Here is a 25,418-nt window from a genome sequence, read left to right as displayed (position 1 = left end):
GCCGGTAAGCTTTGCAGGTGACCGTGCGACTCTACGACTCGAAGGCCCAGGCGCTGCGCGACTTCGTGCCCCTCCGGGAGGGGCGCGTCGGCATGTACGTCTGCGGGCCGACGGTGCAGTCGAGCCCCCACATCGGGCACCTCCGCAGCGCGCTCGTCTACGACATCATGCGGCGCTGGTTCGCCTACCGCGGCAACGACGTGGTCTTCGTGCGCAACGTCACCGACATCGACGACAAGATCCTGCAGGTCGCCGTCGACGAGGGCACGAGCGACACGTGGTGGGCGCTCGCGTACCGGGTCGAGCTCGAGTTCACCGCCGCGTACAACTCGCTCGGCATCCTCGCGCCGAGCTACGAGCCCCGCGCGACGGCCAGCGTGCAGCAGATGCAGGAGCTCATCGCACGCCTCATCGAACGCGGCCACGCGTACCCGGCGCCCGATGACTCCGGCGACGTCTACTTCGACACCGCGAGCTGGCCCGCCTACGGCGAGCTCACCCGGCAGTCGCGCGACAAGATGGAGGCGGCGGCCGACGCCGACCCCCGTGGAAAGCGCGACCCCCGCGACTTCGCCCTGTGGAAGGGGCGGAAGCCGAGCGAGCCCGAGTCGGCGAGCTGGCGCTCCCCGTGGGGCGACGGCCGGCCCGGCTGGCACATCGAGTGCTCGGCCATGGCCGCCCGCTACCTCGGCGCCGAGTTCGACCTGCACGGCGGCGGGCTCGACCTCCGCTTCCCGCACCACGAGAACGAGCTGGCGCAGTCGACCGCGGCCGGCGACGGCTTCGCACGGTACTGGGTGCACAACGGCCTCGTGAACATCGGCGGCCAGAAGATGTCGAAGTCGCTCGGCAACTCCGTCTACGCCGCCGAGCTCTTCGCCCTCGCGAGCCCGCTCGCGGTGCGATACCTGCTCGGCCAGGCGCATTACCGCTCGACCCTCGACTACGCGCCGGCCTCGCTCCTCGAGGCCGAGGCGGCCGTCGACCGCATCCGCGTCTTCCTCGAGCGCGTCGAGCGGCGGCTCGCGGGCACCCGCTTCGCGGGCGTCGGCGCCCCCGTGGCGCCCGAGGCGTTCGAAGCCGCGATGGACGACGACCTGGGCGTGCCCCAGGCGCTCGCGGTGCTGCACGACACGGTGCGCGCCGGCAACCAGGCGCTCGACGCCGAAGAGCTGCACGAGGCGGCGACCGCCCACGGGCAGGTCGTCGCGATGGTGCAGGTGCTCGGCATCGATCCCCGCGACCCCCACTGGTCGGCGGCCGAGCAGGGCCCCGCCGCCGCGGCGCTCGACGTGCTCGTCCGCCGCCTCATCGACGACCGGCAGGCCGCGCGCGAGTCCAAGGACTACGCCGCTGCCGACCGCATCCGCGCCGAGCTCACGGCCGCGGGCATCACCATCGAAGACAGTCAGACCGGCACGCATTGGAGTTTGGGATCATGAAGGGCAGCAGCGGCAAGTCGCGCGCCGGAGCCGTGCGGAAGGCGAAGAACAAGCAGGTCGGCTCTGGCGGCCAGGGCCGCCAGGCCCTCGAGGGCAAGGGGCCGACCCCCAAGGCGGAGGACCGCGCCTGGCACCCCGCTGGCAAGCGCAAGGCGGCGCAGGAGCGCTACGCCGCGGCCGGCGGCAAGGGCCGGCCCGGCGGCAAGGTGGCCGGCGGCGGCCGTGGCTCGAGCGCGCCCCGCGGCGCCTCCGGGGCGGCACGACGCTCGAAGTCGGGCGACGAGTCCGAGATCGTGACGGGCCGCAACTCGGTCGTCGAGGCGCTGCGCACCCGCATCCCCGCGACGACGCTGTACATCGCCGCCCGCATCGAGATGGACGACCGCGTCAAGGAAGCGGTGAAGATCGCCACCAACCGCGGCATCCCCATCCTCGAGGTCATGAAGCCCGAGCTCGACCGCCTCGCCGGCGAGGGCGGCGTGCACCAGGGACTGGCGCTCAAGGTGCCGCCCTACGAGTACGCGCACCCGATGGAGCTCCTCGACGAGGTCGTCGCCCGCGACGAGACGCCGCTCCTCGTCGCCCTCGACGGCATCACCGACCCCCGCAACCTCGGTGCGATCCTCCGCTCGACGGGCGCCTTCGGCGGCCAGGGCGTCATCGTGCCCCAGCGCCGCTCCGTCGGCGTGAACTCGGCTGCGTGGAAGACCTCGGCCGGCGCCGCCGCGCGCGTGCCGGTCGCGATGGCCGCGAACCTCACCCAGACGCTCAAGGGCCTGAAGGAGCGGGGTGTGTTCGTGCTCGGCCTCGACGGCGAGGGCGACGTGTCGCTGCCGGGCCTCAGCTGGGCCGACCGTCCGATCGTCGTCGTCGTCGGCAGCGAGGGCAAGGGCCTCTCGCGACTCGTCGCCGAGACCTGCGACGCCATCGTGTCGATCCCGATCAGTGCGACGACCGAGTCGCTCAACGCGGGCATCGCCGCCTCGGTCACGCTCTACGAGATCTCGAAGCTCCGCGCCGCGGGCGAGTAGCCGCGGCGGGCCGCGTCACCGCGGGGCATCCGGGCGGATGCCTCGCGGCCGCACTCAGACCTTGAGGCGCCAGTCGTCCTCGTCGTCGGGGTCGATCGCGCTCATCGCCGCCGTCTCGGTCGGCACGACCTCGATCGCAGCGGTCAGCGACCCCGTCGGCGGGTCGATCATGGTCGCCTCGTCGCGCCGGTGGCGCAGCACGGTGTTGATGTACGAGGTCACGGCCTCGGCGAGCGGGATGTCGTGCCCGGCCTGCTGCGCCATGAACCAGCGGTGCTCGAGCAGCTGGTGGAACACCTCGGCCGGCTCGAGCTTGCCCCGCAGCTCGCGCGGGATGGCGCGCACGACGGGTTCGAACACGCGCATGAGCCACTCGTGCGCCACCATCTCCTCGTCGAGGTCGCCCTTGCCGTAGGCGGCGCGGTACGAGTCGAGGTCGTTGAGCAGGCGACGGGCCTGGTTCTCGCCGGCGTCGAGGCCGGTGAGCCGCAGCAGCCGGCGCTGGTGGTGCCCCGCGTCGACGACCTTGGGCTGGATCCGCACGGTCGTGCCCGAGGCATCCGTCTTGATGGCGAGCTCCTCGATGTCGAAGCCGAGCTCGTTGAGCCGGTTGACGCGCTCGTTGATGCGCCAGCGCTCGGCGGAGGAGAATGACTCGGATCCCGTGAGCTCGGTCCAGAGGCTGCGGTACGCCTCGACGATGCCGTTGGAGATGCGCACGGGGTCGAGCTCGTCGGCGACCTTGCCGCCGGCCTCGAGGTCGAGGAGCTCGCCCGCGATGTTCACCCGCGCGATCTCGAGGTCGTTCTCGCGCTGCCCGTTCGAGAGGCCGCCCTCGTACAGCTTGCCCGTCTCCGCGTCGACGAGGTATGCGGCGAACGCGCCCGCGTCGCGGCGGAAGAGCGTGTTCGAGAGCGAGACGTCGCCCCAGAAGAAGCCGACGATGTGCAGGCGCACGAGCAGCACCGCGAGCGCGTCGACGAGGCGGGTGGCCGTGTCGGGGCGCAGCGTCTGGGAGAAGAGGGCGCGGTACGGCAGCGAGAACCGCAGGTGCCGCGTGACGAGCACCGGCTTGAGCTCCTCGCCCTCGTCGTCGCTGCGGTTCGTGATGACCGCGACGGGCTCGACGCACGGGATCTCGAGGCGCTGCAGGGTGCGCAGCATCTCGTACTCGCCCTTCGCCATCTCGGCGGTCGTCTCCTTGATCGCCACGACGTGGCCCCCGAGGTGGGCGAAGCGCACGAGGTGGCGGGAGATGCCCTTCGGGAGGGCGGCGATCGCGTCGCTCGGCCACGACTCGAGCGGGAGGCTCCACGGAAGGTCGAGGAGGGCCGGGTCCGCCATGGCGGAGGTGATCGAGAGGGAACCGCTCATGGGTCGATCCTTCCAGTGCGCGCACCGTTTCAGGAATTCGTACGCGATTCAGGGCGGAATCGCGGAGATCGTCCTGACGAGCGGCCTATTTCCTGAAACGCGGATGCCGCGGGGCGGCGTCTCGATCCGAGCGACGCCCCCGGAGACGACGATGCCGGCCGGGCCGCGGCCCGACCGGCATCGAGGTCATGCGTGCGTCAGCTGACGACGGCCTTGTTGCCGAGGCGGTCGCCCGACTCGGCGTCGAAGAGGTGCACGTGGTTCGGCGTCGCGGTGAGGTACACCTTGTCGCCGGCGTTCGGGTGCGCGCGGCCGTCGACGCGGGCGACGATGTCGGTGCGCTTGCCCTCGACGACCGAGTGGCCGTAGAGGTAGCCGTCGGCGCCGAGCTCCTCGACGAGGTCGACGTCGACCTCGAGGCCCTCGCCCGGGGTCGACGAGACGACGATGTCCTCGGGGCGGACGCCGATGGTGGCGACCGTGCCCGTGGCCTCGGCGAGGACGTCGCGGTCGACCGGCACGACCGCCGAGCCGAACTTGACGCCCGACTCGACGAGGTCGGCGTGGAACAGGTTCATCGCGGGCGAGCCGATGAAGCCGGCGACGAAGACGTTCTGCGGCTTCTCGTAGAGGTCGCGCGGGGTGCCGACCTGCTGGAGCAGGCCGTCCTTCAGCACGGCGATGCGGTCGCCCATGGTGAGCGCCTCGGTCTGGTCGTGCGTGACGTAGACGGTCGTGACGCCGAGGCGGCGCTGGAGCGACGCGATCTGGGTGCGGGTCTGCACGCGGAGCTTGGCGTCGAGGTTCGAGAGCGGCTCGTCCATGAGGAAGACCTGGGGCTGGCGCACGATGGCACGGCCCATCGCGACGCGCTGGCGCTGGCCGCCCGAGAGGGCCTTCGGCTTGCGCGAGAGGTAGGGCTCGAGGTCGAGGAGCTTGGCGGCCTCGAGGACGCGCGCGGCGCGCTCCTCCTTGCCGACGCCGGCGATCTTGAGCGCGAAGCCCATGTTCTCGGCGACCGTCATGTGCGGGTACAGCGCGTAGTTCTGGAAGACCATCGCGATGTCGCGGTCCTTCGGGGGCACGTCGGTAACGTTGCGGTCGCCGATGAAGATGTTGCCGTCGTTGACCTCTTCGAGGCCCGCGAGCATGCGGAGCGACGTGGACTTGCCGCAACCCGACGGGCCGACGAGCACGAGGAACTCGCCGTCGGCAATCTCGAGGTCGAGCTGGTCGACCGCGGGGCGGGTGCCGCCCGGGTACAGGCGGGTGGCCTTGTCGAACGTGACTGACGCCATGGTTCTTAATCTCCTTCACCGGCAGGTACGTGCCGGACGATCCGTAGTGAATGGAAGCGCGTCGACATCGACGCCTCCTCAGTATCGCACGCGCGACGGGCGCGCCCGACCACGGGGCGGATGCCCCTGCGTCCGCCCGGGAGGCATCCTCGCAGCTGCGACCCGGCGCGCGCGGAGAGCGCGTTCAGTGCCCGTTTGGGTGATTCACAGCCATCCTCCCTACTATCGTCATTGCGTGCGCCTGCACTCGCGCGCGCCCACACAGCGACCGGAGTGACCATCGATGAGCAACGGCGGATCGAACCAGCCACGCCCCACCCGTAACGAGCAGCGCGAAGCCGCGCGCGAGAAGGCCAGGGAGCTGCGCGAAGCGCAGAAGAAGCGGGAGCGCCGCAACAAGTTCCTGCTCATCGGCGGCGTGACCGTCGCCGTCGTGCTCGTGATCGGGCTGGTCATCGGCGTCGTCGTGCAGAACATGAAGCCCGCGGGCCCCGGCCCGGCCAACATGGCGAGCAACGGCATCCTCCTCACCGGGGTCGACGGCGTCATGACGCCTGTCGAGACGAAGTCGCTGCCCGCCGATGCCGACCCGATCCCGACCGAGCAGGACGACAGCGGCACCGTCGCGAACATCGTCGTGTACGTCGACTACCTGTGCCCCTTCTGCGGCCAGTTCGAGACGACGAACGGCGAGGCGATCCGCACGATGGTCGAGCAGGGCGCGGCGACGCTCGAGACGCACCCCCTCGCGATCCTCACGAACAAGTCGGCGGGCACGCAGTACTCGCTGCGTGCGGCGAACGCCGCGGCGTGCGTGGCCGACACCTCGCCCGAGGCCTTCTTCGACTTCAACGCGCTGCTCTTCGCGAACCAGCCCGAGGAGGGCACGACCGGTCTCACGAACGACGAGCTCAAGGGCTTCGTGAAGGAGTCCGGTGCCTCCTCGGTCGGCACGATCGAGAGCTGCATCGACTCGAAGCAGTTCCACGGCTGGGTCAACAACGCCACCGAGCGCGCGCTCACCCAGCCCGTGCCGAACTCCGACCTCGAGTCGATCAAGGGCACCCCGACGGTGCTCGTGAACGGCAAGCAGTACGTGGGCTCGCTCACCGACCCGGCCGAGTTCCAGTCGTTCGTGCTGCAGGCCACCGGCGAGGCGTTCTCGGAGTCGACCTCCACCCCGTCGCCGACCCCCACCCCGACGCCCGCGTCGTAGCGGAGCGATCCCGACGAGGGCCCGGCGTTCGCGCCGGGCCCTCGTCGTCGGTGCAGCCCGGGTAGGATGACCCAGCGAGGCATCCCTCACTGCCGGCTTGGCGCAATTGGTAGCGCACCGCTCTTGTAAAGCGGTGGTTACGGGTTCGAGTCCCGTAGCCGGCTCTTGACCGAAGACATCTCCGACGCCTCGTCGAACGCCGAACCGCCGAGCCACCCCCACCGCCACGCGCACGCCCATCCCCACGTCGAGCGCACCCGGATGCCGCTCTGGATCGCCGTGGTCCTCGCGATCCTGTTCGGCGCGGGCACGGCGCTCCAGTCGCGCATCAACGGCCAGCTCGCCGCCGAGCTCGACGACCCGTACACGGCGGCGGCGATCTCGTTCGGCACCGGCCTCGTCATCCTCGCGGTGGCGCTCGCGGTGTGGCGGCCGGGCCGGGAAGGGGTCGGACGGGTCCTCGCCGGCCTCCGCGCCGGGCGCCTCGCGTGGTGGATGGTGCTCGGCGGACTCGCCGGCGCCTGGTTCGTCGTCACCCAGGGCCTCTCGGCGGGCGTGCTCGGCGTCGCCATGTTCACGGTCGCGATCGTCGCGGGCCAGACCATCGGCGGCATCGTCTTCGACCTCATCGGCCTCGGCCCGGGCGGCCGGCGCCCGCTGACCCCGATGCGGGTGCTCGGCGCACTGCTGGCGCTCGTCGCGATCGGCTGGGCGGTGTCGGCGCAGCTCGCGCACGACGTGCCGCTCCTCGTGATGCTGTTCCCGTTCGTCGCAGGACTCGGCGTCGGGTGGCAGCAGGCCGTCAACGGGCGGGTGAAGGCCGAGGCCGGCAGCGCGCTCACCGCCGCGTTCGGCAACTTCCTCGTCGGCACCGTCGCGCTCGTGGTCGTCATGCTCGGTCACGCCGCGATCGCCGGATGGCCCGAGCGCCTGCCGACCGAGCCGTGGCTCTACCTCGGCGGCGCGATCGGCTGCATCTTCATCGCGGGGCAGGCGCTCGTCGTCCGCGTCATCGGCGTGCTGCTGCTCGCCCTGTGCGGCGTCGCCGGACAGCTCGCGGGGGCGCTCGCGCTCGACCTGCTGCTGCCGACCGGCCGCCCGGTCGACGGCGCGACGATCGGCGGCACCGTGCTCGCGGTCGTGGCGGTCGCCGTCGCGTCCATCCGGTGGTCGCGCCACCGCCACCGCGCGGTCGAGCCCGACGCCGACGGCGGCGACGCCGCGGTCACCCGATCGAGCTGAACCTCGGCGCCGGCCGTCCCGACGGGCGACCGGGGCGCCCGCCCTCGGGGCGGCCGCCGACGTAGAGCCAGCCGAGCAGCTGCTCGCCCGGTTCGAGCGCGTGCATCTCGGCGACGAGCGGATGCCGGGTGAACGGGCCGGTGCGCCACATGACGCCCCAGCCCGCCTCGTCGAGGAGCAGGCTCAGCAGGTGTCCGACGCCCGCCGCGGCGACCAGCTGCTCCCACTCGGGTGCCTTCGGGTGGAATCGCGGCGAGAGCACGAGCGCGAGCACGAGCGGCGCGCGCAGCGGCTTCGCCGCGAGCTTCTCGGCCGCGGCGCCGTCGAAGCCCGACGCGGCCGCGAGGGCCGCGCCGAGCCGCTCGCGGGCGGCACCGCGAAGGGCGATCGTGCGCCAGGGGCGGAGCGCCGCGTGATCGGCGACCCGCTCGGCGACGCCGAGGAGCTCGAGCAGCTCGGCGTCGCTCGGCGAGCCGTCCGTCACCTTGGGCGCCGAACGCCGGGCGAGCGCCGCCTCGCGAACCGAACCCACCTCAGGACTCGGGCGTGAAGCCGAGGGCGAGCGAGTTCATGCAGTACCGGTCGCCCGTGGGCGTGCCGAAGCCGTCGGGGAAGACGTGGCCGAGGTGCGAACCGCAGTTCGCGCAGCGGACCTCGGTGCGCACCATGCCGAGCGTGCGGTCCTCGATGAGCTCGACCGCCTCGGGCCGTACCGACTCGTAGAAGCTCGGCCATCCGCAGCCCGAGTCGAACTTCGTGCCGCTCTTGAACAGCTCGGCCTTGCACGCCGCGCAGTTGTAGACGCCGGCGCGCTCCTCGTCGAGCAGCTCGCCCGTCCAGGGGCGCTCGGTCGCGGCCTCGCGGAGCACCGAGTACTGCTCGTCGCCCAGCTCGGCTCGCCACTCGGCATCGCTCTTGTTCACGGGGTAGGACATGGGGTGCTCCTCTCGGGGGTCGACGGGTTCAATCGTCGCAGCTCGGCCGCGGGCATTCGTGCGGCCGCACCGGGTGCAACGCCGCGCGGCGGCCGTCTGTTCCGGCCGACGGTACACGCCGGGACCACTCGGCGCACTCTCGGCGGGCGTTCCCTAGGATGTGCTGCAAGGCGGTGCGTCGACCGCCCGACGGGAGGAACGGATGAGCGCAGAGCGTCTGCCGGACCGGCCCGACTCCGTCGGCCTCGACGACCGCCAGCGTCGCGTGCTCGCCTTCGAGGCCCGTGCCTGGCAGCAGCCGGCCCGCAAGGCCGAAGCGATCCGCGACGAGTTCGGCATCTCAGCCGCCCGCTACTATCGGATTCTCGGCGAGCTCATCGATTCGCCGGCGGCGCTCCGCCACGATCCGATGCTCGTCAAGCGACTGCAGCGGATGCGATCGGCGCGCCGGGCGGCGCGCTCCAGCCGTTCGATTCCCCTCGGCCGACCGCTCGACTGAGCCCGGCCCCGACCCGATCTGGATCCCATGGCGCAGAAGTTCCCTCGCGATCGCTTCGACACGATCCCGCACGGCATCGACCGCGTCGGCGCCCACCGTGCGCCCGCCCGGCGCGGTGCGCGATGGATCCGGTTCGGCTGGGCCGCGCTCGCGACCGTCGTGCTCGCCGGCGTCGGCATCGCGGGGGTCATGGTCTTCAACGACCGGCTGAACGCCGCGAGCGGACCGGATCCGGCCGCGACGCCGACGCCGACGGCGACCGCCGAGCCCACGATCTCGCCCGAGGTGAAGGTGACGGTGCTCAACGGCACCGGCACGGCCGGGCTCGCGGCGAAGGCCGCCGAGACGCTCACGGCGGGCGGGGTCCCGGTGGATGCGACGGCCAACGCGAGCGAGAACGACCTCACCGAGACGGTCGTCTACTTCGCCACGCCCGACCTCGAGGGTGCCGCGCGCGGCGTCGCGACGCTGCTGCCCGAGGCCGACGTGCGTCTCTCCGAGACCTTCGCGGCGACAGGCACCCCGCTCGTGCTGGTGCTCGGTTCGGACTATGCGGAGGCCACGGCCGGCTGAGCCGGCCGAATCGTTGCCATTCTGCGACCATTCGTGACGTGCACCCCCTTGCGTCCGAGCGGCGCGATGTGACTATCTGGAGTTGGTCGCCCGGGCCCGCGTGCACGTCCGGTACCTCAGGTGCCTCGTTCGCCCGCGTCGAGGGCGACCCGGTACAGGCGACAGGCACGTGCTGATCCACACACCGCAACATGGGAGCAACGCATGGCGAACGGAACCGTCAAGTGGTTCAACGCTGAAAAGGGATACGGGTTCATCACTGTCGACGGCGACGGGCAGGACGTCTTCGTCCACTACTCCGCCATCGACATGGCCGGGTACAAGGTGCTCGAAGAGGGCCAGCAGGTCGTGTTCGAGGTCGGCACGGGATCGAAGGGTCCGCAGGCCGAAGCCGTTCGTCCCGCCTGAGCGCACGCGTATTCCGAACGCGCCGTCGTCCCTCCGACGGCGCGTTCGGCGTGTCGGCGCAGTTCGCGGTCGGTCGATTCCCGAGCGTCACTAGCATGTGGCTATGGTCACGGGGGGCCGACGGGCCTTGCGACGGCGGGGGATGCGCCTCGTCGCCGTCGCGGTGGCGGCGCTGCTCCTCGCCGGCTGCCAGCCAGGCCCTCCCGAGCCGGTCCCGACGCCCGGGCCGACGGCCGAGCCGCGTCCGGTCGGCAGCTCGCAGCCGCTCGCCGTGGCGTTCTCCCCGCTGCGGGGCACGCCGACCGACCCGGCGGCGCCGAGGCATCCCTCGCTCGCCGCCAAGATCGACAACCACGAGGACGCGCGCCCGCAGATCGCGCTGAATCGCACGGACCTCGTCTTCGAGGAGCTCGTGGAGGGCGGGCTCACCCGCTACCTCGCGGTCTGGCACTCCGACCTCCCGCCGACGATCGGGCCGGTGCGCTCCATCCGGCCCATGGATCCCGACATCGCCTCGCCGCTCGGCGGCGTGATCGCCTACTCGGGCGGGCAGGACCAGTTCGTCGCGATGATGATGGCGACGCCGCTCGTCAACGTCGTCTTCGACCTCGACGAGACCGGCCTGTACTCGCGCGCCGACGAGCGTCCCGGTCCGCACGACGTGATCCTCGACGCCGCCGAGACCATGGCGCGCAACGCTGCGCTCGCGCCCCCGCCCGTGCAGTTCGACTACGGCACCGCCGATCCGCTCGCCGCCCCCGAGCTCGCCGCCGCGCCGACCTCCCGTATCGCGCTGGTCTTCTCGGAGGCGCGCGCACCGACGTGGGACTGGGACGCGGGCTCCTCGTCGTGGCTGCGCTCGCAGGAGGGGGTCGCGGACGTCGAGGAGGGCGGAGCGCGGGTGCGGGCGACGAACGTCGTGACGCTCGAGGTCGGCATCGACTGGCGCTACGGCGAGGTGCCGAAGACCGTGCTCATCGGCTCGGGCGAGGCCTGGGTGTCGGTCGCCGGGCGCACGGCGCACGGCACGTGGACGAAGGACGCCGCGGCCGCGCCCATCACCCTCGCGGCCGATGACGGCTCGCCGCTGCGGCTGGCGCCGGGCAACACCTGGATCGAGCTCGTGCCCGCGGGCGGCAGCGCCTCGTTCACCCCCTGACGACGGCCGCGCTGTTCGCGCTGGGCGTGCGCCGAGGGCGCCGGGCTCGCTTGCACTCGTGGCGGTCGAGTGCCAGAATCGTCTTAGCACTCACGTGATTTGAGTGCTAATCACGAATCTTTGAAGACGTCCGAGAAGGGGCGAGAAACACACATGGCAAAGATCATTGCTTTCGATGAGGAGGCCCGCCGCGGCCTCGAGCGTGGCCTGAACACGCTCGCCGACGCCGTCAAGGTGACCCTCGGCCCGCGCGGTCGCAACGTCGTGCTCGAGAAGAAGTGGGGCGCCCCCACGATCACGAACGACGGCGTCTCGATCGCCAAGGAGATCGAGCTCGACGACCCGTACGAGAAGATCGGCGCCGAGCTCGTCAAGGAGGTCGCCAAGAAGACCGACGACGTCGCCGGCGACGGCACCACGACCTCGGTCGTCCTCGCCCAGGCGCTCGTCCGCGAGGGCCTCCGCAACGTCGCCGCAGGCGCCGACCCCATCTCGCTCAAGCGCGGCATCGAGAAGGCCGTGCAGGCCGTCGAGGCCGAGCTCCTCGCGAACGCGAAGGACGTCGAGACGAAGGAAGAGATCGCCGCCACGGCGTCGATCTCGGCCGCCGACGAGCAGATCGGCGCGCTCATCGCCGAGGCGATCGACAAGGTCGGCAAGGAGGGCGTCGTCACCGTCGAGGAGTCGAACACCTTCGGCACCGAGCTCGAGCTGACCGAGGGCATGCGCTTCGACAAGGGCTACCTGTCGGCGTACTTCGTCACCGACCCCGAGCGCCAGGAGGCGGTCTTCGAAGACCCCTACATCCTGATCGTCAACAGCAAGGTCTCGAACATCAAGGACCTGCTGCCGATCGTCGACAAGGTGATCCAGACCGGCAAGCAGCTGCTCATCATCGCCGAGGACGTCGACGGCGAGGCGCTCGCGACCCTGATCGTCAACAAGATCCGCGGCATCTTCAAGTCGGTCGCCGTCAAGGCCCCCGGCTTCGGCGACCGTCGCAAGGCGCAGCTCCAGGACATCGCGATCCTCACCGGCGGCCAGGTCATCTCCGAGGAGGTCGGCCTCAAGCTCGAGAACGTCACCCTCGACCTGCTCGGCCAGGCCCGCAAGGTCATCATCACCAAGGACGAGACGACCATCGTCGAGGGTGCCGGTGACGAGGAGGCCATCGCCGGCCGCGTCGCGCAGATCCGCAAGGAGATCGACAACACCGACTCCGACTACGACCGCGAGAAGCTCCAGGAGCGCCTCGCCAAGCTCGCCGGCGGCGTCGCCGTCATCAAGGCGGGCGCGGCGACCGAGGTCGAGCTCAAGGAGCGCAAGCACCGCATCGAGGACGCCGTCCGCAACGCGAAGGCCGCCGTCGAGGAGGGCATCGTCGCCGGTGGTGGCGTCGCGCTCATCCAGGCCGGCAAGACCGCCTTCGAGAAGCTCGAGGTCTCGGGCGACGAGGCGACCGGTGCGAACATCGTCCGCGTCGCGATCGACGCGCCGCTGAAGCAGATCGCCCTCAACGCCGGCCTCGAGCCGGGCGTCGTGGTCGACCGCGTGCGCAACCTCCCGGTCGGCCAGGGCCTCAACGCCGCGACCGGCGAGTACGTCGACATGCTCGCTGCCGGCATCAACGACCCGGTGAAGGTCACCCGCTCGGCGCTGCTCAACGCGGCCTCGATCGCCGGCCTCTTCCTCACCACCGAGGCCGTCGTCGCCGACAAGCCCGAGAAGAACCCGGTCCCGGCCGGCGACCCCACGGGCGGCATGGACTTCTAAGCAGTCCGCGACACACGAATCGCGCGAAGGGCGCCTCCTCCGGGGGGCGCCCTTCGTCGGTTTCGGGGACGCCCCGTGCACGATGCCGAACCAGCGCCGAGCCGTTGTCGAAACGTTGCCCTGGCACACCCCGTCCTGACGATACGCTGACCGAATGTCGAGTCCCGAACCTCGACGATGGCTCGCCCTCGTCATCGCCGCGTCCACCGTCGCGCTCCTCGCCGCATGCGTCGCCGAGACGCCGTCGCCCACAAGCGTCCCGACGCCGAGCCCGAGTCCGAGCGTCTCTGCCGGGCCCGTACCGGTCGACGCCCCGACGCCCCGCTTCGCTGCCGGGTGCGAGGACCTCCTGCCGACGACGTCGTTGCAAGCCTTCCTCGGCGACGGCGTGGCGCCGCTCGCTGCCGTCGATCTCGGTGCGGTGAGCTCGCCCGACGCGTCGGCCGCGGCTCAGCTCGGCGCACTCACGTGCGCGTGGGACGACGGTCGACCCTCGACCACATGGGTCGGCCCCGCCGCCGACGCCCAGACGGTGCGGCTGCAGCTCCTGCCCGAGGGCGAAGCGGAGGCGCTCGCCTACGTGGACCTCTACGCGGGTCCCGACATTCCTGCGGGCTACGGGCCGGGTTCGCAGGGCCCGAGGTGCGTCGTCCACGAGGTCGACGCGTTCTGCGAGCTCTACGGCTGGATGGAGAACGCCTGGATCGAGCTCGCGCTGCACGGCATCGTGGCGGAAGACGGAGATACCGACGCCTCGCTCGCAGCGGAGTTCACGGCGATGACCGACGGGATGCTCGCAGCGCTCGGTGCGGGCGGAGCGCCCGGTGAGGCGTGGACGCCCCCGACCTCGACGAACACGATCGACGAGTGCGCGCAGCTCACGACGGCCGAGGAGATCACCGAGGTGACGGGCCTGCCCGAGCTGTGGTTCGGGCTCTCGTGGGACGGGCCGAGGGTCGGGCAGTACTGGTACACCACCACGACCGCGGGGGCCCTTCGATGCACGGTCGGGTTCACTGCCAGCGAGGCGAGTTACGGCACCGTCTCGCTGCTCCCGGGAGGTGACTGGCGCTACCTCCTCGAACGGGAGACCTGGCTGGCCGACGGCGGTGAGCCCGTGGGTGTCACGGGTCTCGCTGCCGACGACTCGGTGCTGCGGTGCGCCGACGACGAGGCGCCGTGCGTGCTCGATCTGCGTCTGGATCGCGACTGGCTCCGCATCTCGTTCCCGACGGTTCCGCCCGAGAGCGTCACGTACCTGCCTGAGGGAGTCGACTTCGCCGCGGCTCGGGCCTCGATCGTCGAGCTCGCGAACCGCATCGTCGCGAACGCGGGCTGACGTCGGTCGTGCCGGACCTCCCGGGAGGTCCGGCGCGCACCCGTCGCGCTTAGCGCAGGAACAGCCGCGCGTTCGCCTGCTCGGCGTCGGCGTACTGCGTCGCGGCGATGCCGAGCGCACGGCTCAGCCCCACGAGGCTCTGCTCCACCTGCAGCTGGGTCGCCCGCCAGTCGGAGACCGCGCCCTGGAAGGCGCTCGAGGCCTGCCCCGACCAGGACGACTGCAGGCCCGTGAGCTGGGCGAGGAGGGCCTGCACGTCGGACTGGATGCGCGTGATCGTGCCCTGCGCGGTCTGGGTGGCTACGGCGACCTGTTCTGCGTCGACGTGGTAGCTGGTCATGGGGCATCCCTTCGTTCGGTGTGCCCACACGCTACGAGGCGGTCGGCCCGGGCGGGGCACCGCGCCTCGCATCGGGTCGGATGTCAGTGCCTGGACGCGCTGGGGAGGAGGGGACCGCGAGGACCGGGCGCAGGGGACGGGATGCGGACCCGCAGGCGCCCTCAGGGGACGGTGGCCGAGGCCCCGGGCCCGCCTCAGCCCTCGGCGATGGGCTGCGGCGCCGCCGACGACCCCGCCAGCGGCAGCATGACCCGGAACGTGGCCCCGCCGCCCGGCGTCTCGACCACGTCGACCGCGCCGTTGTGCGCCGCCACGATCGAGGAGACGATCGCGAGGCCGAGCCCCGAGCCGCCCGTCTCACGCGTTCGCGACGTGTCGGCGCGCCAGAAGCGCTGGAAGATCTTCTCGCGGATCTGCGGGGGGATGCCCTCGCCGTGGTCGACGACCTCGACCACGGCACGTTCGGCGACGTCGTCGACCGACACCCGGATCTCGAGCGGGCTGCCGTCGTTCGTGAAGCGGATGGCGTTGCCCATCAGGTTCGTGATGACCTGGCGGATCTTGTTCTCCTCGGCGAGCACCACGGCGCGGCGCACGGGCTTGGGCGACGTCTCGGCGGCGTGGACGGCCGCGGCCTGCGCGGCCGCGTCGGCCGCGGTGCGTTCCGCGGCCCTCGCCGCGGCATCGGCGCGCGCCGACTGGGCCGCGTTCTGCCGGCTCGCACGCCGTGCCGCCTGCGCCGCCGCCGTCGCCGCACGGCGGGCGGCCTGCGCCTCCTTGCGGGCGAGCGCGGCGGGGGAGGGCTCGCTCCGGGGCTGTCTGCCCCGCAGGCGGGCCAGCGTCGCCCCGGCGAACGAGATGGGACCGGTCGCCGCGCGGGCGGCGGGGTCGAGCTCGACCTCGAGCTCGGGCGCGTCGGCCGCGGCATCCGGGTCGCCGAGTTCCTCGGGCGCGATCACCGTGACCGTGCGGTCGGGGTGCGCCGCCATCGTGTCGAGCGCCGCGTCGCGCGCGAGCGGCACGAGGTCGACCTCGCCGAGCTCGAGCGGCTTGGCCTCGTCGAGCCGGGCCAGGGCGAGGAGGTCCTCGACGAGGCCGCCCATGCGGATGGCCTCCTTCTCGATCCGGTCCATCGCCTGCGCGACCTCGTCGGGCGACTGGAGGGCGCCCATGCGGTAGAGCTCGGCGTACCCGCGCACGGAGACGAGCGGGGTGCGCAGCTCGTGCGAGGCGTCGCCGACGAATCGGCGCATCTGGTCGATCGTGCGCGCGCGGTCGCGGAATGCGCGGTCGATCCGGTTGAGCATCGTGTTGAGCGAGCGGTTGAGCCGGCCCACCTCGGTGTTCGGGGTCGCGCCGCCGAGGCGCTGGCTGAAGTCGCCGTCGGCGATCGCGGCGGCCGTGCGCTCGACCTCGCGGAGCGGCCCGAAGGTGCTCGTCACGAGCATGCGGGTGAGGAGGGCGCCCACGAGCACCACGCCGAGGCCGAAGCCGAGGAAGATCGTGAGGTAGACGGCGAGCAGTCGCTCGGTCTCCTTCGAGGAGATCGCGATCACGATCGGCACCAGGGTGCCGTGCGAGTCGGCGGTCATGAGTGCGGAGACGGCGCGGAAGGTGGGTTCGCCGTCGGCGTCGTCGAGCGGGAAGGCGGCGTAGTGCCCGCTGTTGCGTGCGGTCACCTGCGCCTGGGTGAGTGTCTCCGGGATGTCGGGCCACTCCGCGGCGGGCTTGTCCTCCCAGTTGCTGCGCTTGTACTCGCCGCTCGAGGTGTAGATCGCGACGAAGACGTCGTCCTCGGGGGTGAAGTCGAGCTGGTTGAGGTTCGTCTGCGCCCGCGGCTTGTCGCTGTCGATGTCGAAGTACCGCTCCATGCTGCCCGAGGCGATCGCCTCGAGCTTCGACTCCAGCTGGTCCTCGACGTACGAGCGCAGCATCGCGGCCGTGCCGATGCCGGAGACGAGCAGCCCGAGCGTCAGCATCAGCACCGTCACCCCGGTGATCTTGGTGCGGAGCGAGATGCGGTTCCACCGCTCGAACAGGGTCTGATTCATGGCGGGCCGAGTCTAGGCGGCGGAACCTGAGTCAGGGCTTGGAGGAGGACTTGAGCATGTACCCGAACCCTCGCTTCGTCTGGATGAGGGGTTCGGCCGAGTGCTGGTCGAGCTTGCGACGCAGGTACGAGATGTAGCTCTCGACGATGCCCGCGTCGCCGTTGAAGTCGTACTCCCACACGTGGTCGAGGATCTGCGCCTTCGACAGCACGCGGTTCGGGTTCAGCATGAGGTAGCGCAGCAGCTTGAACTCGGTGGGGGAGAGCTCGACGGGCACCTCGCCGACGAGCACCTCGTGGGTGTCCTGGTCCATCGTGAGCTCGCCGGTGCGGATGACCGCGTCCTCCTCGGCGTGCATGGTGCGGCGCAGGATCGCCTTGATGCGTGCGACGATCTCGTCGAGCGAGAACGGCTTGGTGACGTAGTCGTCGCCGCCGACCGTGAGGCCGGTGATCTTGTCCTCCGTGTCGTCCTTCGCGGTGAGGAAGAGGATCGGCGCCGTGTAGCCCGCCGACCGGAGGCGCTTGGTGACGCCGAAGCCGTTCATGTCGGGCAGCATCACGTCGAGGATGATGAGGTCGGGCTCCTCCTCGAGCACGGCCGAGATGGTCTGCGCGCCGTTGCCGACGGCGCGCACCGCGAAGCCCGCGAAGCGCAGGCTGGTGGTGAGGAGGTCGCGGATGTTGGGCTCGTCGTCGACGATGAGAATGCGAGGTCCGTCGCTCATGTCTCGATTCTCTTGACGTTCGCTGAATCTTGGCTGTGAGTCGTGTGGATGACGGGTCACCGCGGGGTGGGGACGACCCGGATGCAGCACCCTCCGGCGCCGGGATCGAGCAGCACCCGTGCGGGGTCGGTGCCGGTCGAGCGGGCCATGCCGCAGACGAGCGCGTGGTTCAGATCGCAGACGACGGACGCGTTCTCGAGGGCGAGCCGGTGGAACGGACAGGTGCCGAGCGTCACCCCGGCGTCGCCGTCGTCGTGCGGCTCGAAGCCGGCGTCGGCGAGCGCGGTGCCGAGGTCGGCGGAGGTCCCGGCGAGCCCCCGCCCGGCCCGATCGGCGGCGTCGTGCAGCGCGTCGCGCATCGGCACGCCGTCGTCGACGGCGCGCCCGATCGCCTCGGCCATGACCCGCCCGCCGAGCTCGTAGAGCCGCGACGGCAGGCTCAGGGCGATCTCGTCGTCGGCACGGCGGTAGAGCTTCGCCGGCCGCCCTGCGCCGGGGCCGGTGCGGCCGGTGAGCCGCCGGGACTCGGTCGTGAGCAACCCGGCGTCGACCAGGCGATCGAGGTGGAAGGCGGCCGTGCTGCGCGGCAGGGAGAGCACCTCGGCGACGTGGTCGCGACCGACGGCCTCGCGGCTGCGGGCGACCACCCGGTAGACCCGGCGCCGCGCCGGGTCGGCGAGCGCGCCGACCGCTCGGATCGCGTCGGGGTCGCCGTTCGCTGCGGTGCCCATGATCGGATCATATCTCTAAATGCAGCGAATCTTGACAAAAGAATTTCGCAGGCCTAGCCTCGGCAGCAGAGGGCCGGCCCGGAGGGAAGCATGACGTCGAGCGAATTCGCAGCCGCGGCCGAGGTGCCGAGACTCCACGCCGTGACCGCCGCCGAGGCGGAGCACGCCGTCGACCGCGAGGCGGCGGCCGAGGCGGTGCGGGCGCTGCTCGTCGCCCTCGGCCGCGACGTCGAGAGCGAGCACCTCGCCGAGACACCGCGGCGCGTCGCCGACGCCTACATCGAGATGCTGACGCCCCGCCCGTTCACGCCGACGACCTTTCCGGGCGAAGGCTATGGCGAGCTCGTCGTCGTCCGCGACATCCCGTTCGACTCGCTCTGCGAGCACCACCTGCTGCCGTTCCGCGGCGTCGCCCACCTCGGATACGTGCCCGGCGGCCGCATCATCGGGCTCTCGAAGCTCGCCCGCGTCGTCGAGCAGTACGCCCGCGACCTGCAGGTGCAGGAGCGGCTGACCGTGCAGATCGCCGACCGGCTCGTCGAGGTGCTCGATCCCGAGGGCGTGGGAGTGGTGCTCGAGGCCGAGCACCTCTGCATGTCGCTGCGCGGCGTGCAGGTGCCGGGCACCCGCACCATCACGAGTTCGCTCGCGGGCGTCGTTCGCGACGACGACCGCGTCCGCCGCGAGTTCCTGGACCGCTGCGGCATCGGCAGGACGGAGCAGTGAGATGAACGAGGAACGACTGGTGATCGTCGGCGGCGGGCTCGCCGGAGCCCGGGCCGCGGAGGGCGCGAGGCAGGCGGGGCATGCCGGCCCCATCACGATCGTCGCCGGCGAGGACGCGATGCCGTACATCAGGCCGCCCCTCTCGAAGGAGTTCCTGACCGGGGCCGCCGAGCGCGACGTCGTCGAGGTGCATCCGGTCGAGTGGTACGCCGACGAGCGCGTCGAGGTGCTGCGCGGGGTGCGCGCGACCGAACTCGATCCCGCGGCGCACCGGCTCGGTCTCGCCGACGGTCGCACGCTCGACTACGCGCGCCTGCTGCTCGCGACCGGGGCGAGCGCGCGCCACTGGCGCGCGCCCGAGGGCGAACTCGACGGCGTGCACGTGCTGCGCTCCTTCGCCGACTCCGTCGCCCTCCGCGACGCGCTCTCGCCGGGCGGGCGGCGCATGGTCGCCATCGGCGCAGGCTGGATCGGGCTCGAGGCCGCTGCCGCCGCGCGCGGGTACGGCGACGAGGTCACGGTCGTCGCGCCCGAGGCGGTTCCGCTCGCCGCGGCCGTGGGCGCCGCCGTCGGGGGCGTGTTCGCCGAGCTGCACCGGGCGCACGGCGTCGATCTCCGCATGTCGACCGGGGTCGCGGGCATCCGCGGCGCGGAGGGCCGTGCGACGGGCGTCGAGCTCGACACGGGCGAGACCCTGCCGGCCGACCTCGTGCTCGTCGGCATCGGCGCCGTCCCCGAGACGGGCCTCGCCGAGGCCGCAGGCCTCGAGGTGCGCAACGGCATCGTCGTGGATGCCTCGTTCCGCACCAGCGCCGACGACGTCTACGCCGTCGGCGACGTCGCGAGCGTCTACCACCCGGTCCTCGAGACCCACCTGCGCACCGAGCACTGGGCCAACGCCGAGAACGCGGGGCGGGCCGCCGGCCGCGCACTCGCGGGGGAGACGCTCGAGTACGCCGAGATCCCGTACTTCTACACCGACCAGTACGATCTCGGCATGGAGTACTCGGGCTACGGCACCCTGGCCGACGGGGCCGATCCCGTCTTCCGCGGAGACCGCCAGGCCCGCGAGTTCATCGCCTTCTGGCAGCGCGAGGGGCGCGTCGTCGCCGGCATGAACGTCAACGTGTGGGACGTGAACGACGCGGTGCAGTCGCTCATCCGCTCGGGCGCGAGGCTCGACCCGGCGCGTCTCGCCGACCCGGCGGTGCCCCTCGACGAGCTCGTCGCCGAGGCATCCGCGTGACCGCAGCGCCGCCCGTCGCGTGGGCCGACCCGAACCTCGCCGAGCCGGTGCGCCGCATCGCGGGGCGCGACGTCGACTTCCGCACCTCCATCGCGATCATGGCGGTCGTGAACCGCACGCCCGACTCGTTCTACGACCGGGGCGCGACCTTCGGTCTCGACGCGGCCGTCGACGCCGCGCGCCGCGCGATCGACGACGGTGCGGCGTGGATCGACATCGGGGGCGCGAAGTTCGGCCCGGGGCCCGCGATCCCCGTCGCCGAGGAGATCGACCGGGTCGTGCCCGTCGTCGCCGCGCTCGCCGGGTCGGGCGCCGCCCTCTCGGTCGACACCTTCCACGCCGAGGTCGCGGCCGCCGCGATCGCCGCCGGAGCGCACGTGATCAACGACACGACCGGCGTGCACGACCCCGCGCTCGCCGAGGTCGTCGCCGACTCGGAGGCGACGCTCGTCATCACCCACAGCCGTGCGGAGCCACGGCAGTGGTACCCGAGGCCGCAGTACGAGGACGTCGTCGGCGACATCTCGGCGTTCCTCGAGCAGCGCACCGCGCTCGCGGTCTCGCGCGGCGTGCCCGAGTCGCGCATCGTGCTCGACCCCGGCCACGACCTCAACAAGAACACCCTGCAGACGCTCGAGCTGACCCGGCGGTTCGCCGAGTTCACGAGGCTCGGCTTCCCCCTCGTCGCCGCCGTCTCGAACAAGGACTTCATCGGCGAGAGCCTCGACCGGGCCCGCGGCGAACGACTCGCGGGCTCGATCGCGGCGGCCGTCTTCTGCGCGGCGCAGGGCGCGCGCATCCTGCGGATGCACAACGTCGCAGAATCGGTCGACGCCGCGCGCATGGTCGAGGCGATCATGGGATGGCGCGAGCCCGCGTACCTCAAGCACAACATGCTCGACGGCCCGAACGAGGAGCCGTGAGCACGGCCGGGGGCGGGGCATCCCTCGACGACGGCGAGCCGGCCGGCGAGGTCGACGGTGCGCGCCTGCTCGCCGCCTACGCCCTGCCCGACCGGGCGACCCCGCGCGTCCGCATGAACTTCGTGATGAGCGTCGACGGCGCGGTCACGCTCGACGGCCGCAGCGGCGGGCTCGGCGACGACGCCGACCGGCTCGCGATGGGCGTGCTGCGCACCCTCGCCGACGTCGTGCTGGTCGGAGCCGGCACGGTTCGCGCCGAGGGCTACGGCGGGCTCGGCCTCGGCGAGGCCGACGTCGCGTGGCGGCGCGAGCACGGGCTGGCCGACCAGCCCCGCATCGCCGTCGTCTCCTCCGCGCTCGAGCTCGACCCCGGGCACCCGTTCTTCGCCGAGACGGTCCTGCGCCCGATCGTCGTCACCCACGCGGCATCCGACCCGGGGCGCCGGGCCGCGCTCGCCGAGGTCGCCGACGTCCTCGTCTGCGGCGCGACCGCCGTCGACGTGCTCCCGATGCGCGACGCGCTCGCGGCGGCAGGCCTCCCGCAGGTCCTCTGCGAGGGCGGCCCCCACCTGTTCGCCTCGCTCGTCGAGGCCGACGCCGTCGACGAGCTGTGCCTCAGCCTCAGCCCGCTGCTCGTCTCGGGCGACGCCGGGCGCATCACGGCCGGCGGGCACGAGCACGCGCGTCGGATGCGGCTCGTGCACGCGATCCCCGCCGGCGACCTGCTGCTCCTCCGCTACGCGCGCGAGCGCTGAACGCGCCGCGCACCCGAGGCCGGCTCAGGCCGCCGGGTCGAGGGTGTGCGCGTCGAGGATCGTGTACGAGTAGCCCTGCTCGGCGAGGAACCGCTGCCGGTTCTGCGCGAAGTCCTGATCGACGGTGTCGCGCGAGACGAGCGTGTAGAAGTTGGCGCTGAGCCCCGACTCCTTGGGCCGCAGCAGCCGGCCGAGTCGCTGCGCCTCCTCCTGCCGCGAGCCGAACGAGCCCGAGACCTGGATCGCCACGGTCGCCTCGGGCAGGTCGACCGAGAAGTTCGCGACCTTCGACACCACCAGCACCGGTGTCGTGCCGTCGCGGAACTCCTGGAAGAGCCGCTCCCGTTCGTCGACCGGCGTCGAGCCGGTGAGCTGCGGGGCGCCGAGCTCCTCGGCGAGCTCGTCGATCTGGTCGAGGTACTGGCCGATCACGAGGATGCGCTCGCCCGCATGGCGGGCGACGAGCTCCTTCACGACGCCGAGCTTCGCCGGCGCCGTCGCCGCGAGCCGGTAGCGCTCGTCGTCGGCGGATGCCGCGTACGCGAGCCGCTCGGACTGCGGCAGGTCGATGCGCACCTCGAAGCAGGCGGCGGGGGAGATGAAGCCCTGCGCCTCGATCTCCTTCCACGGGGCGTCGAATCGCTTGGGGCCGATGAGCGAGAACACGTCGCCCTCCCGGCCGTCCTCGCGCACGAGGGTCGCCGTGAGTCCGAGGCGCCGGCGCGCCTGCAGCTCGGCGGTGAGCTTGAACACGGGCGCGGGCAGCAGGTGCACCTCGTCGTAGACCACGAGGCCCCAGTCGAGGGCGTCGAGCAGGGCGAGGTGGGCGTACTCGCCCTTCCGCTTCGCGGTGAGGATCTGGTACGTCGCGATCGTGACCGGCTTGACCTCCTTCACCTGCCCCGAGTACTCGCCGATCTCGTCGGGAGTGAGGCTCGTGCGCTTCAGCAGCTCGTCGCGCCACTGCCTGGCGCTCACGGTGTTGGTGACGAGGATGAGGGTCGTCGTCTTCGCGGTCGCCATCGCGCCCGCGCCGACGAGGGTCTTGCCCGCGCCGCAGGGCAGCACGACGACGCCCGAGCCGCCCTCGAAGAAGTTGTCGACCGCCTTCTGCTGGTAGTCGCGCAGGTGCCAGCCCGACTCGTCGAGCTCGATCTCGTGCGGCGTGCCGGGGGTGTAGCCCGCGAGATCCTCGGCGGGCCAGCCGAGCTTCACGAGCTCCTGCTTGAGCTGACCTCGGGCCCACGGCTCGACGAGGAAGCTCGTGTCGCCCACGCGCTCGCCGATGAGCGGCGCGATCTTGCGGGCGCCCACGACCTCGGTCAGCACGGCCACGTCGTCGCCGTGCAGCCGGAGCTCGCCCCCCTCGGTGCGGTCGATCACGAGTCGGCCATAGCGGCCGACGGTCTCGCGCATGTCGACGGCGACCGTCTGCGGTACCGGGAACTTCGCGTAGCGCTCGAGGGTGCCCAGCATGTCCTCGGCGTCGTGGCCCGCCGCACGGGCGTTCCAGAGGCCGAGCCGGGTGATCCGGTACGTGTGCACGTGTTCGGGGGCGCGCTCGAGCTCGGCGAACACCGCGAGGTCGTGCCTGGCGTCTTCGGCGAGCGGGTGCGCGACCTCGAGCAGCACGGTGCGGTCGCTCTGCACGATGAGGGGGCCGTCTGACATAACCGTCGAGTCTACGCCCGCTCGGTGGGAGGGTCGCCGGGCGGGGCCCCGGGCGCGTCGGCGGCGGGTCGGCCCTCGACGGACGCCGGTCAGACGTCGGCGGGCGCGGGGGCGACCGCCGCGATCGCCGACAGCGGCAGGGTGCGCTCGATGTCGGCCTTGCGGTCGCGCGCGCGGAGCCGGCCGTTCGCGACGCTCGCCGGCGCGAGGAGGTAGTCGGCGGTGTCGCCGCCCGGCATCCGCACGGTCACCGTCAGCGTCTCCTTCGAGCGGGCGGCGGCTTCGAGCTGACGGGCGAGCCAGGCCCGTTCGGCGTCGTCGCCGGTCTGCTCCTGCGCCATGCGCGCGAGCATCGCCGCGATCGGGTCGCTCGCCGGCGCCGGGACCGGGGCGGGCGCGAGCCGGTGCCGTTGGAGGCGGACGATCTCGCCTGCCGCGTCCTCGGCGGCGACCGGGTACTTGGCGTCGGAGAGGGCCCAGAAGACGACGTCGGGTGCGAACCGCGAGAGCAGCCGGTGCGTGCCGGTCTGGCGCAGGGCGAGCGAGGAGAGCGACTGGTCGACCGCGAGCGTGCGGATGAGCTGCTCGTCGTCGGAGCGGATCGACGCCCGCGCCGGCGCGTCGGACTCGGCCGCGGTCGACACGCGCACGGCGCCGAAGCGCTCGGCGGCCTCGGCGACGAGATAGGCGAGCGGCTGCGGGATGCCGGTGAGCGAGATCCCGCCGAGGAACTCGAGGATGGAGTCGGCGGTCTCGCCGGCGGCGAGACCGCGATTCACGGATGCCGCGCTCACGCGATAGGTCGAGGCGAGGTCGCGGCCCTCGACGTCGGCGACGCCGCGGAGCCGCCCGTCGAGCGCGGGCTCGAGCGGACCGGGCGCGACGATCGAGAGATCGTGCTGGAGGTAGACGCGGTCGACCTGGGCCGGGAAGTGGGCGGCGACGAGGTCGGCCGCGCGCTCGAGCTCGCCGCCGAGCACGAGCCGCCCCGCCTCGACCGGCTCGCCCGATACCGCGAGGCCGAGGGCCTCCGCCTCGCCGAAGAGCCGCTCGAGGCCGTCGTCGAGCCAGGCGCCGCCCGCCGGGTACAGCCACCGCACGTCGTCGCGCAGCGCGGTCGCCGTCAACGGATCGTTGCGGCGGGCGACGAGGCGATGGAGCGTCTCGGGGATGCGGTCGCGCCAGCACTCGGCGAGTCGCAGCCACCGGCCGCGCGCGGACTCGAGCGACCACGCCGCACCCAGGTCGGACTCGAGCCAGAAGGCGCCGTCGCGGACGACCAGCCCGGCCTCGTCGGCGCGGTGGAAGAGACGGGGGAGCGCGTCGAGCTCGGTGCCGCTCGCCTCGGCGAGCCGCTTCGAGTCGGGCAGGGCGAGACCGCCCTTCGCGAGCTCGCGGGCCGGTTGCGCCCCCAGCGCGGCGAGCAGCTCGGCCGTCGCCGTCACGGTCGCGTACGCGGCCTCGGAGGAACGCCGTTCGAGCAGGCTCCGGTCGACGGAGTCGCTCGGCACGAGCACCGGGGGAGCGGGGGCGGCGAGATCGCCGGCGGTCGGCAGGTCGACGCCGAGCCGCGGTACGAGCCGGGCGGCGACGGCGCCGGGCACGTGGACCCGCGAGTCGCCGGCCACGACGAGGAGGGAGCGGGACAGGTCGTCGAGCAGCTCCCGGGTCGCATCGACCCGGGTGCTCGTCGCGCCCAGCCCCGTGAGCTCGCCCCGCACGGCCTCGACGGTGCTGCCGCCCGTGCCGTCGGCGAGCGCGGCCGCGACCGCGAGCACCGCGAGGTGGCGGCGGTCGAGCCGGCCGATGGCTTGGTCGAGCGAGTCGGGCGCGAGGAGCGCCTCGGCGAGATCGAAGAGGTCGTGCACGCCGGTGGTCTCGAACTCGCGCGTCCGCAGTGCTGCGGCGAGATCGTCTCGCGTCAGCTCGCGGAGTCGTGCGGCGAGTTCGAGCATCGTC

24 protein-coding genes and 1 tRNA gene are annotated in these 25,418 nt (G+C 72.3%); 15 read left to right on the top strand and 10 right to left on the bottom strand.

The genetic code is table 11. The features are described from left to right. Nucleotides 1-17 precede the first annotated feature (17 nt). Nucleotides 18-1,442, top strand: a complete 1,425-nt coding sequence (gene cysS / locus ACFVTH_RS02120; RefSeq protein ID WP_387086313.1) for a cysteine--tRNA ligase — start codon at nt 18-20, stop codon at nt 1,440-1,442. Beyond that, on the top strand, nt 1,439-2,473 hold the full coding sequence (rlmB, locus tag ACFVTH_RS02115; protein WP_387086310.1) for a 23S rRNA (guanosine(2251)-2'-O)-methyltransferase RlmB: 1,035 nt from the start codon (nt 1,439-1,441) through the stop codon (nt 2,471-2,473). Before cysS ends, rlmB begins: the two co-directional genes overlap by 4 nt. A 54-nt stretch (nt 2,474-2,527) precedes the next feature. On the opposite strand, the gene ACFVTH_RS02110 is transcribed toward rlmB, so the two are convergent. Continuing rightward, the gene (locus ACFVTH_RS02110; protein WP_387086307.1) at nt 2,528-3,847 is read right to left on the bottom strand and encodes a DUF4032 domain-containing protein; all 1,320 of its coding nucleotides are present in this window, start codon (nt 3,845-3,847) and stop codon (nt 2,528-2,530) included. Between the two features lie 197 nt (nt 3,848-4,044). Then, nucleotides 4,045-5,145 (bottom strand): ABC transporter ATP-binding protein, encoded by a 1,101-nt coding sequence (locus ACFVTH_RS02105; protein ID WP_386939919.1) that lies wholly within the window; start codon nt 5,143-5,145, stop codon nt 4,045-4,047. Between the two features lie 283 nt (nt 5,146-5,428). On the opposite strand from ACFVTH_RS02105, the gene ACFVTH_RS02100 reads away from it, so the two are divergent. The 3 genes from ACFVTH_RS02100 (at nt 5,429) to ACFVTH_RS02090 (ending at nt 7,603) form a co-directional block, all read left to right on the top strand. After that, complete coding sequence (locus ACFVTH_RS02100; protein ID WP_387086304.1) at nt 5,429-6,361, top strand: DsbA family protein; 933 nt, start codon at nt 5,429-5,431, stop codon at nt 6,359-6,361. A gap of 91 nt (nt 6,362-6,452) precedes the next feature. Continuing rightward, nucleotides 6,453-6,525: transfer RNA gene (locus tag ACFVTH_RS02095), tRNA-Thr, on the top strand. Nucleotide 6,526: 1 nt separating this feature from the next. Next, nucleotides 6,527-7,603 (top strand): DMT family transporter, encoded by a 1,077-nt coding sequence (locus ACFVTH_RS02090; RefSeq protein WP_387086301.1) that lies wholly within the window; start codon nt 6,527-6,529, stop codon nt 7,601-7,603. Here ACFVTH_RS02090 and ACFVTH_RS02085 read toward each other — a convergent pair. Next, nucleotides 7,587-8,135 carry a nitroreductase family protein gene (locus ACFVTH_RS02085; protein WP_387086298.1) on the bottom strand — a complete coding sequence of 183 codons (549 nt, stop codon included), beginning with the start codon at nt 8,133-8,135 and terminating at the stop codon, nt 7,587-7,589. The genes ACFVTH_RS02090 and ACFVTH_RS02085 overlap by 17 nt on opposite strands. A gap of 1 nt (nt 8,136) precedes the next feature. Beyond that, nucleotides 8,137-8,538 (bottom strand): peptide-methionine (R)-S-oxide reductase MsrB, encoded by a 402-nt coding sequence (msrB, locus tag ACFVTH_RS02080; protein ID WP_386939936.1) that lies wholly within the window; start codon nt 8,536-8,538, stop codon nt 8,137-8,139. Nucleotides 8,539-8,740: 202 nt separating this feature from the next. Between msrB and ACFVTH_RS02075 the strand changes: the two genes are divergently transcribed. The 6 genes from ACFVTH_RS02075 (at nt 8,741) to ACFVTH_RS02050 (ending at nt 14,289) form a co-directional block, all read left to right on the top strand. Then, nucleotides 8,741-9,037 (top strand): DUF3263 domain-containing protein, encoded by a 297-nt coding sequence (locus ACFVTH_RS02075; protein WP_387086295.1) that lies wholly within the window; start codon nt 8,741-8,743, stop codon nt 9,035-9,037. A gap of 27 nt (nt 9,038-9,064) precedes the next feature. Then, a complete protein-coding gene (locus ACFVTH_RS02070) occupies nt 9,065-9,610 on the top strand; it encodes a LytR C-terminal domain-containing protein (protein ID WP_387086293.1) in 546 nt (181 codons plus the stop codon). 204 nt (nt 9,611-9,814) lie between these two features. Further along, nucleotides 9,815-10,018 (top strand): cold-shock protein, encoded by a 204-nt coding sequence (locus ACFVTH_RS02065; RefSeq protein ID WP_022889901.1) that lies wholly within the window; start codon nt 9,815-9,817, stop codon nt 10,016-10,018. 103 nt (nt 10,019-10,121) lie between these two features. Further along, nucleotides 10,122-11,177, top strand: a complete 1,056-nt coding sequence (locus tag ACFVTH_RS02060; RefSeq protein WP_387086290.1) for a DUF3048 domain-containing protein — start codon at nt 10,122-10,124, stop codon at nt 11,175-11,177. Nucleotides 11,178-11,330: 153 nt separating this feature from the next. Beyond that, entirely contained in the window at nt 11,331-12,950 is a 1,620-nt protein-coding gene (gene groL, locus ACFVTH_RS02055; protein WP_376944517.1) for a chaperonin GroEL, read from the top strand. Nucleotides 12,951-13,104: 154 nt separating this feature from the next. Beyond that, a complete protein-coding gene (locus ACFVTH_RS02050; RefSeq protein ID WP_387086287.1) occupies nt 13,105-14,289 on the top strand; it encodes a hypothetical protein in 1,185 nt (394 codons plus the stop codon). 49 nt (nt 14,290-14,338) lie between these two features. Here the strand turns inward: ACFVTH_RS02050 and ACFVTH_RS02045 are convergent, their stop codons facing one another. The 4 genes from ACFVTH_RS02045 to ACFVTH_RS02030 form a co-directional block, all read right to left on the bottom strand. Then, nucleotides 14,339-14,629, bottom strand: a complete 291-nt coding sequence (locus ACFVTH_RS02045) for a WXG100 family type VII secretion target (protein WP_387086284.1) — start codon at nt 14,627-14,629, stop codon at nt 14,339-14,341. Between the two features lie 194 nt (nt 14,630-14,823). Then, nucleotides 14,824-16,680: an ATP-binding protein gene (locus ACFVTH_RS02040; RefSeq protein ID WP_387086281.1), complete on the bottom strand. Its 1,857-nt coding sequence runs from the start codon at nt 16,678-16,680 to the stop codon at nt 14,824-14,826. A gap of 31 nt (nt 16,681-16,711) precedes the next feature. Continuing rightward, nucleotides 16,712-17,407: a response regulator transcription factor gene (locus ACFVTH_RS02035; RefSeq protein ID WP_387086278.1), complete on the bottom strand. Its 696-nt coding sequence runs from the start codon at nt 17,405-17,407 to the stop codon at nt 16,712-16,714. 56 nt (nt 17,408-17,463) lie between these two features. Then, complete coding sequence (locus ACFVTH_RS02030; RefSeq protein WP_387086275.1) at nt 17,464-18,138, bottom strand: helix-turn-helix transcriptional regulator; 675 nt, start codon at nt 18,136-18,138, stop codon at nt 17,464-17,466. A 90-nt stretch (nt 18,139-18,228) separates the two neighbouring features. Here ACFVTH_RS02030 and folE point away from each other — a divergent pair, with 90 nt between their 5' ends. From folE to ACFVTH_RS02010, 4 genes are read left to right on the top strand one after another with little or no spacing between them, the layout of a single operon-like run. Beyond that, nucleotides 18,229-18,864 (top strand): GTP cyclohydrolase I FolE, encoded by a 636-nt coding sequence (folE, locus tag ACFVTH_RS02025; protein ID WP_387086272.1) that lies wholly within the window; start codon nt 18,229-18,231, stop codon nt 18,862-18,864. Nucleotide 18,865: 1 nt separating this feature from the next. Next, the gene (locus ACFVTH_RS02020; protein ID WP_387086269.1) at nt 18,866-20,110 is read left to right on the top strand and encodes an NAD(P)/FAD-dependent oxidoreductase; all 1,245 of its coding nucleotides are present in this window, start codon (nt 18,866-18,868) and stop codon (nt 20,108-20,110) included. Beyond that, nucleotides 20,107-21,033: a dihydropteroate synthase gene (gene folP / locus ACFVTH_RS02015; protein WP_387086266.1), complete on the top strand. Its 927-nt coding sequence runs from the start codon at nt 20,107-20,109 to the stop codon at nt 21,031-21,033. Before ACFVTH_RS02020 ends, folP begins: the two co-directional genes overlap by 4 nt. Then, nucleotides 21,030-21,788, top strand: coding sequence for a pyrimidine reductase family protein (locus ACFVTH_RS02010; protein WP_387086263.1), 759 nt, complete (start codon nt 21,030-21,032; stop codon nt 21,786-21,788). Before folP ends, ACFVTH_RS02010 begins: the two co-directional genes overlap by 4 nt. Nucleotides 21,789-21,812: 24 nt before the next feature. On the opposite strand, the gene ACFVTH_RS02005 is transcribed toward ACFVTH_RS02010, so the two are convergent. Together ACFVTH_RS02005 and ACFVTH_RS02000 are read right to left on the bottom strand one after the other, a co-directional pair. Next, the gene (locus ACFVTH_RS02005) at nt 21,813-23,459 is read right to left on the bottom strand and encodes a DNA repair helicase XPB (protein WP_387086260.1); all 1,647 of its coding nucleotides are present in this window, start codon (nt 23,457-23,459) and stop codon (nt 21,813-21,815) included. Nucleotides 23,460-23,548: 89 nt separating this feature from the next. After that, a complete protein-coding gene (locus ACFVTH_RS02000) occupies nt 23,549-25,414 on the bottom strand; it encodes a helicase-associated domain-containing protein (protein WP_387086257.1) in 1,866 nt (621 codons plus the stop codon). Between the last annotated feature and the right edge of the window lie 4 nt (nt 25,415-25,418).

The organism is Agromyces sp. NPDC058104 (assembly GCF_042884835.1).
Lineage (GTDB): Bacteria > Actinomycetota > Actinomycetes > Actinomycetales > Microbacteriaceae > Agromyces.
The sequence above is the reverse complement of the archived record's forward strand: the minus strand, read 5'-3'. Positions and strand labels throughout refer to the sequence as shown.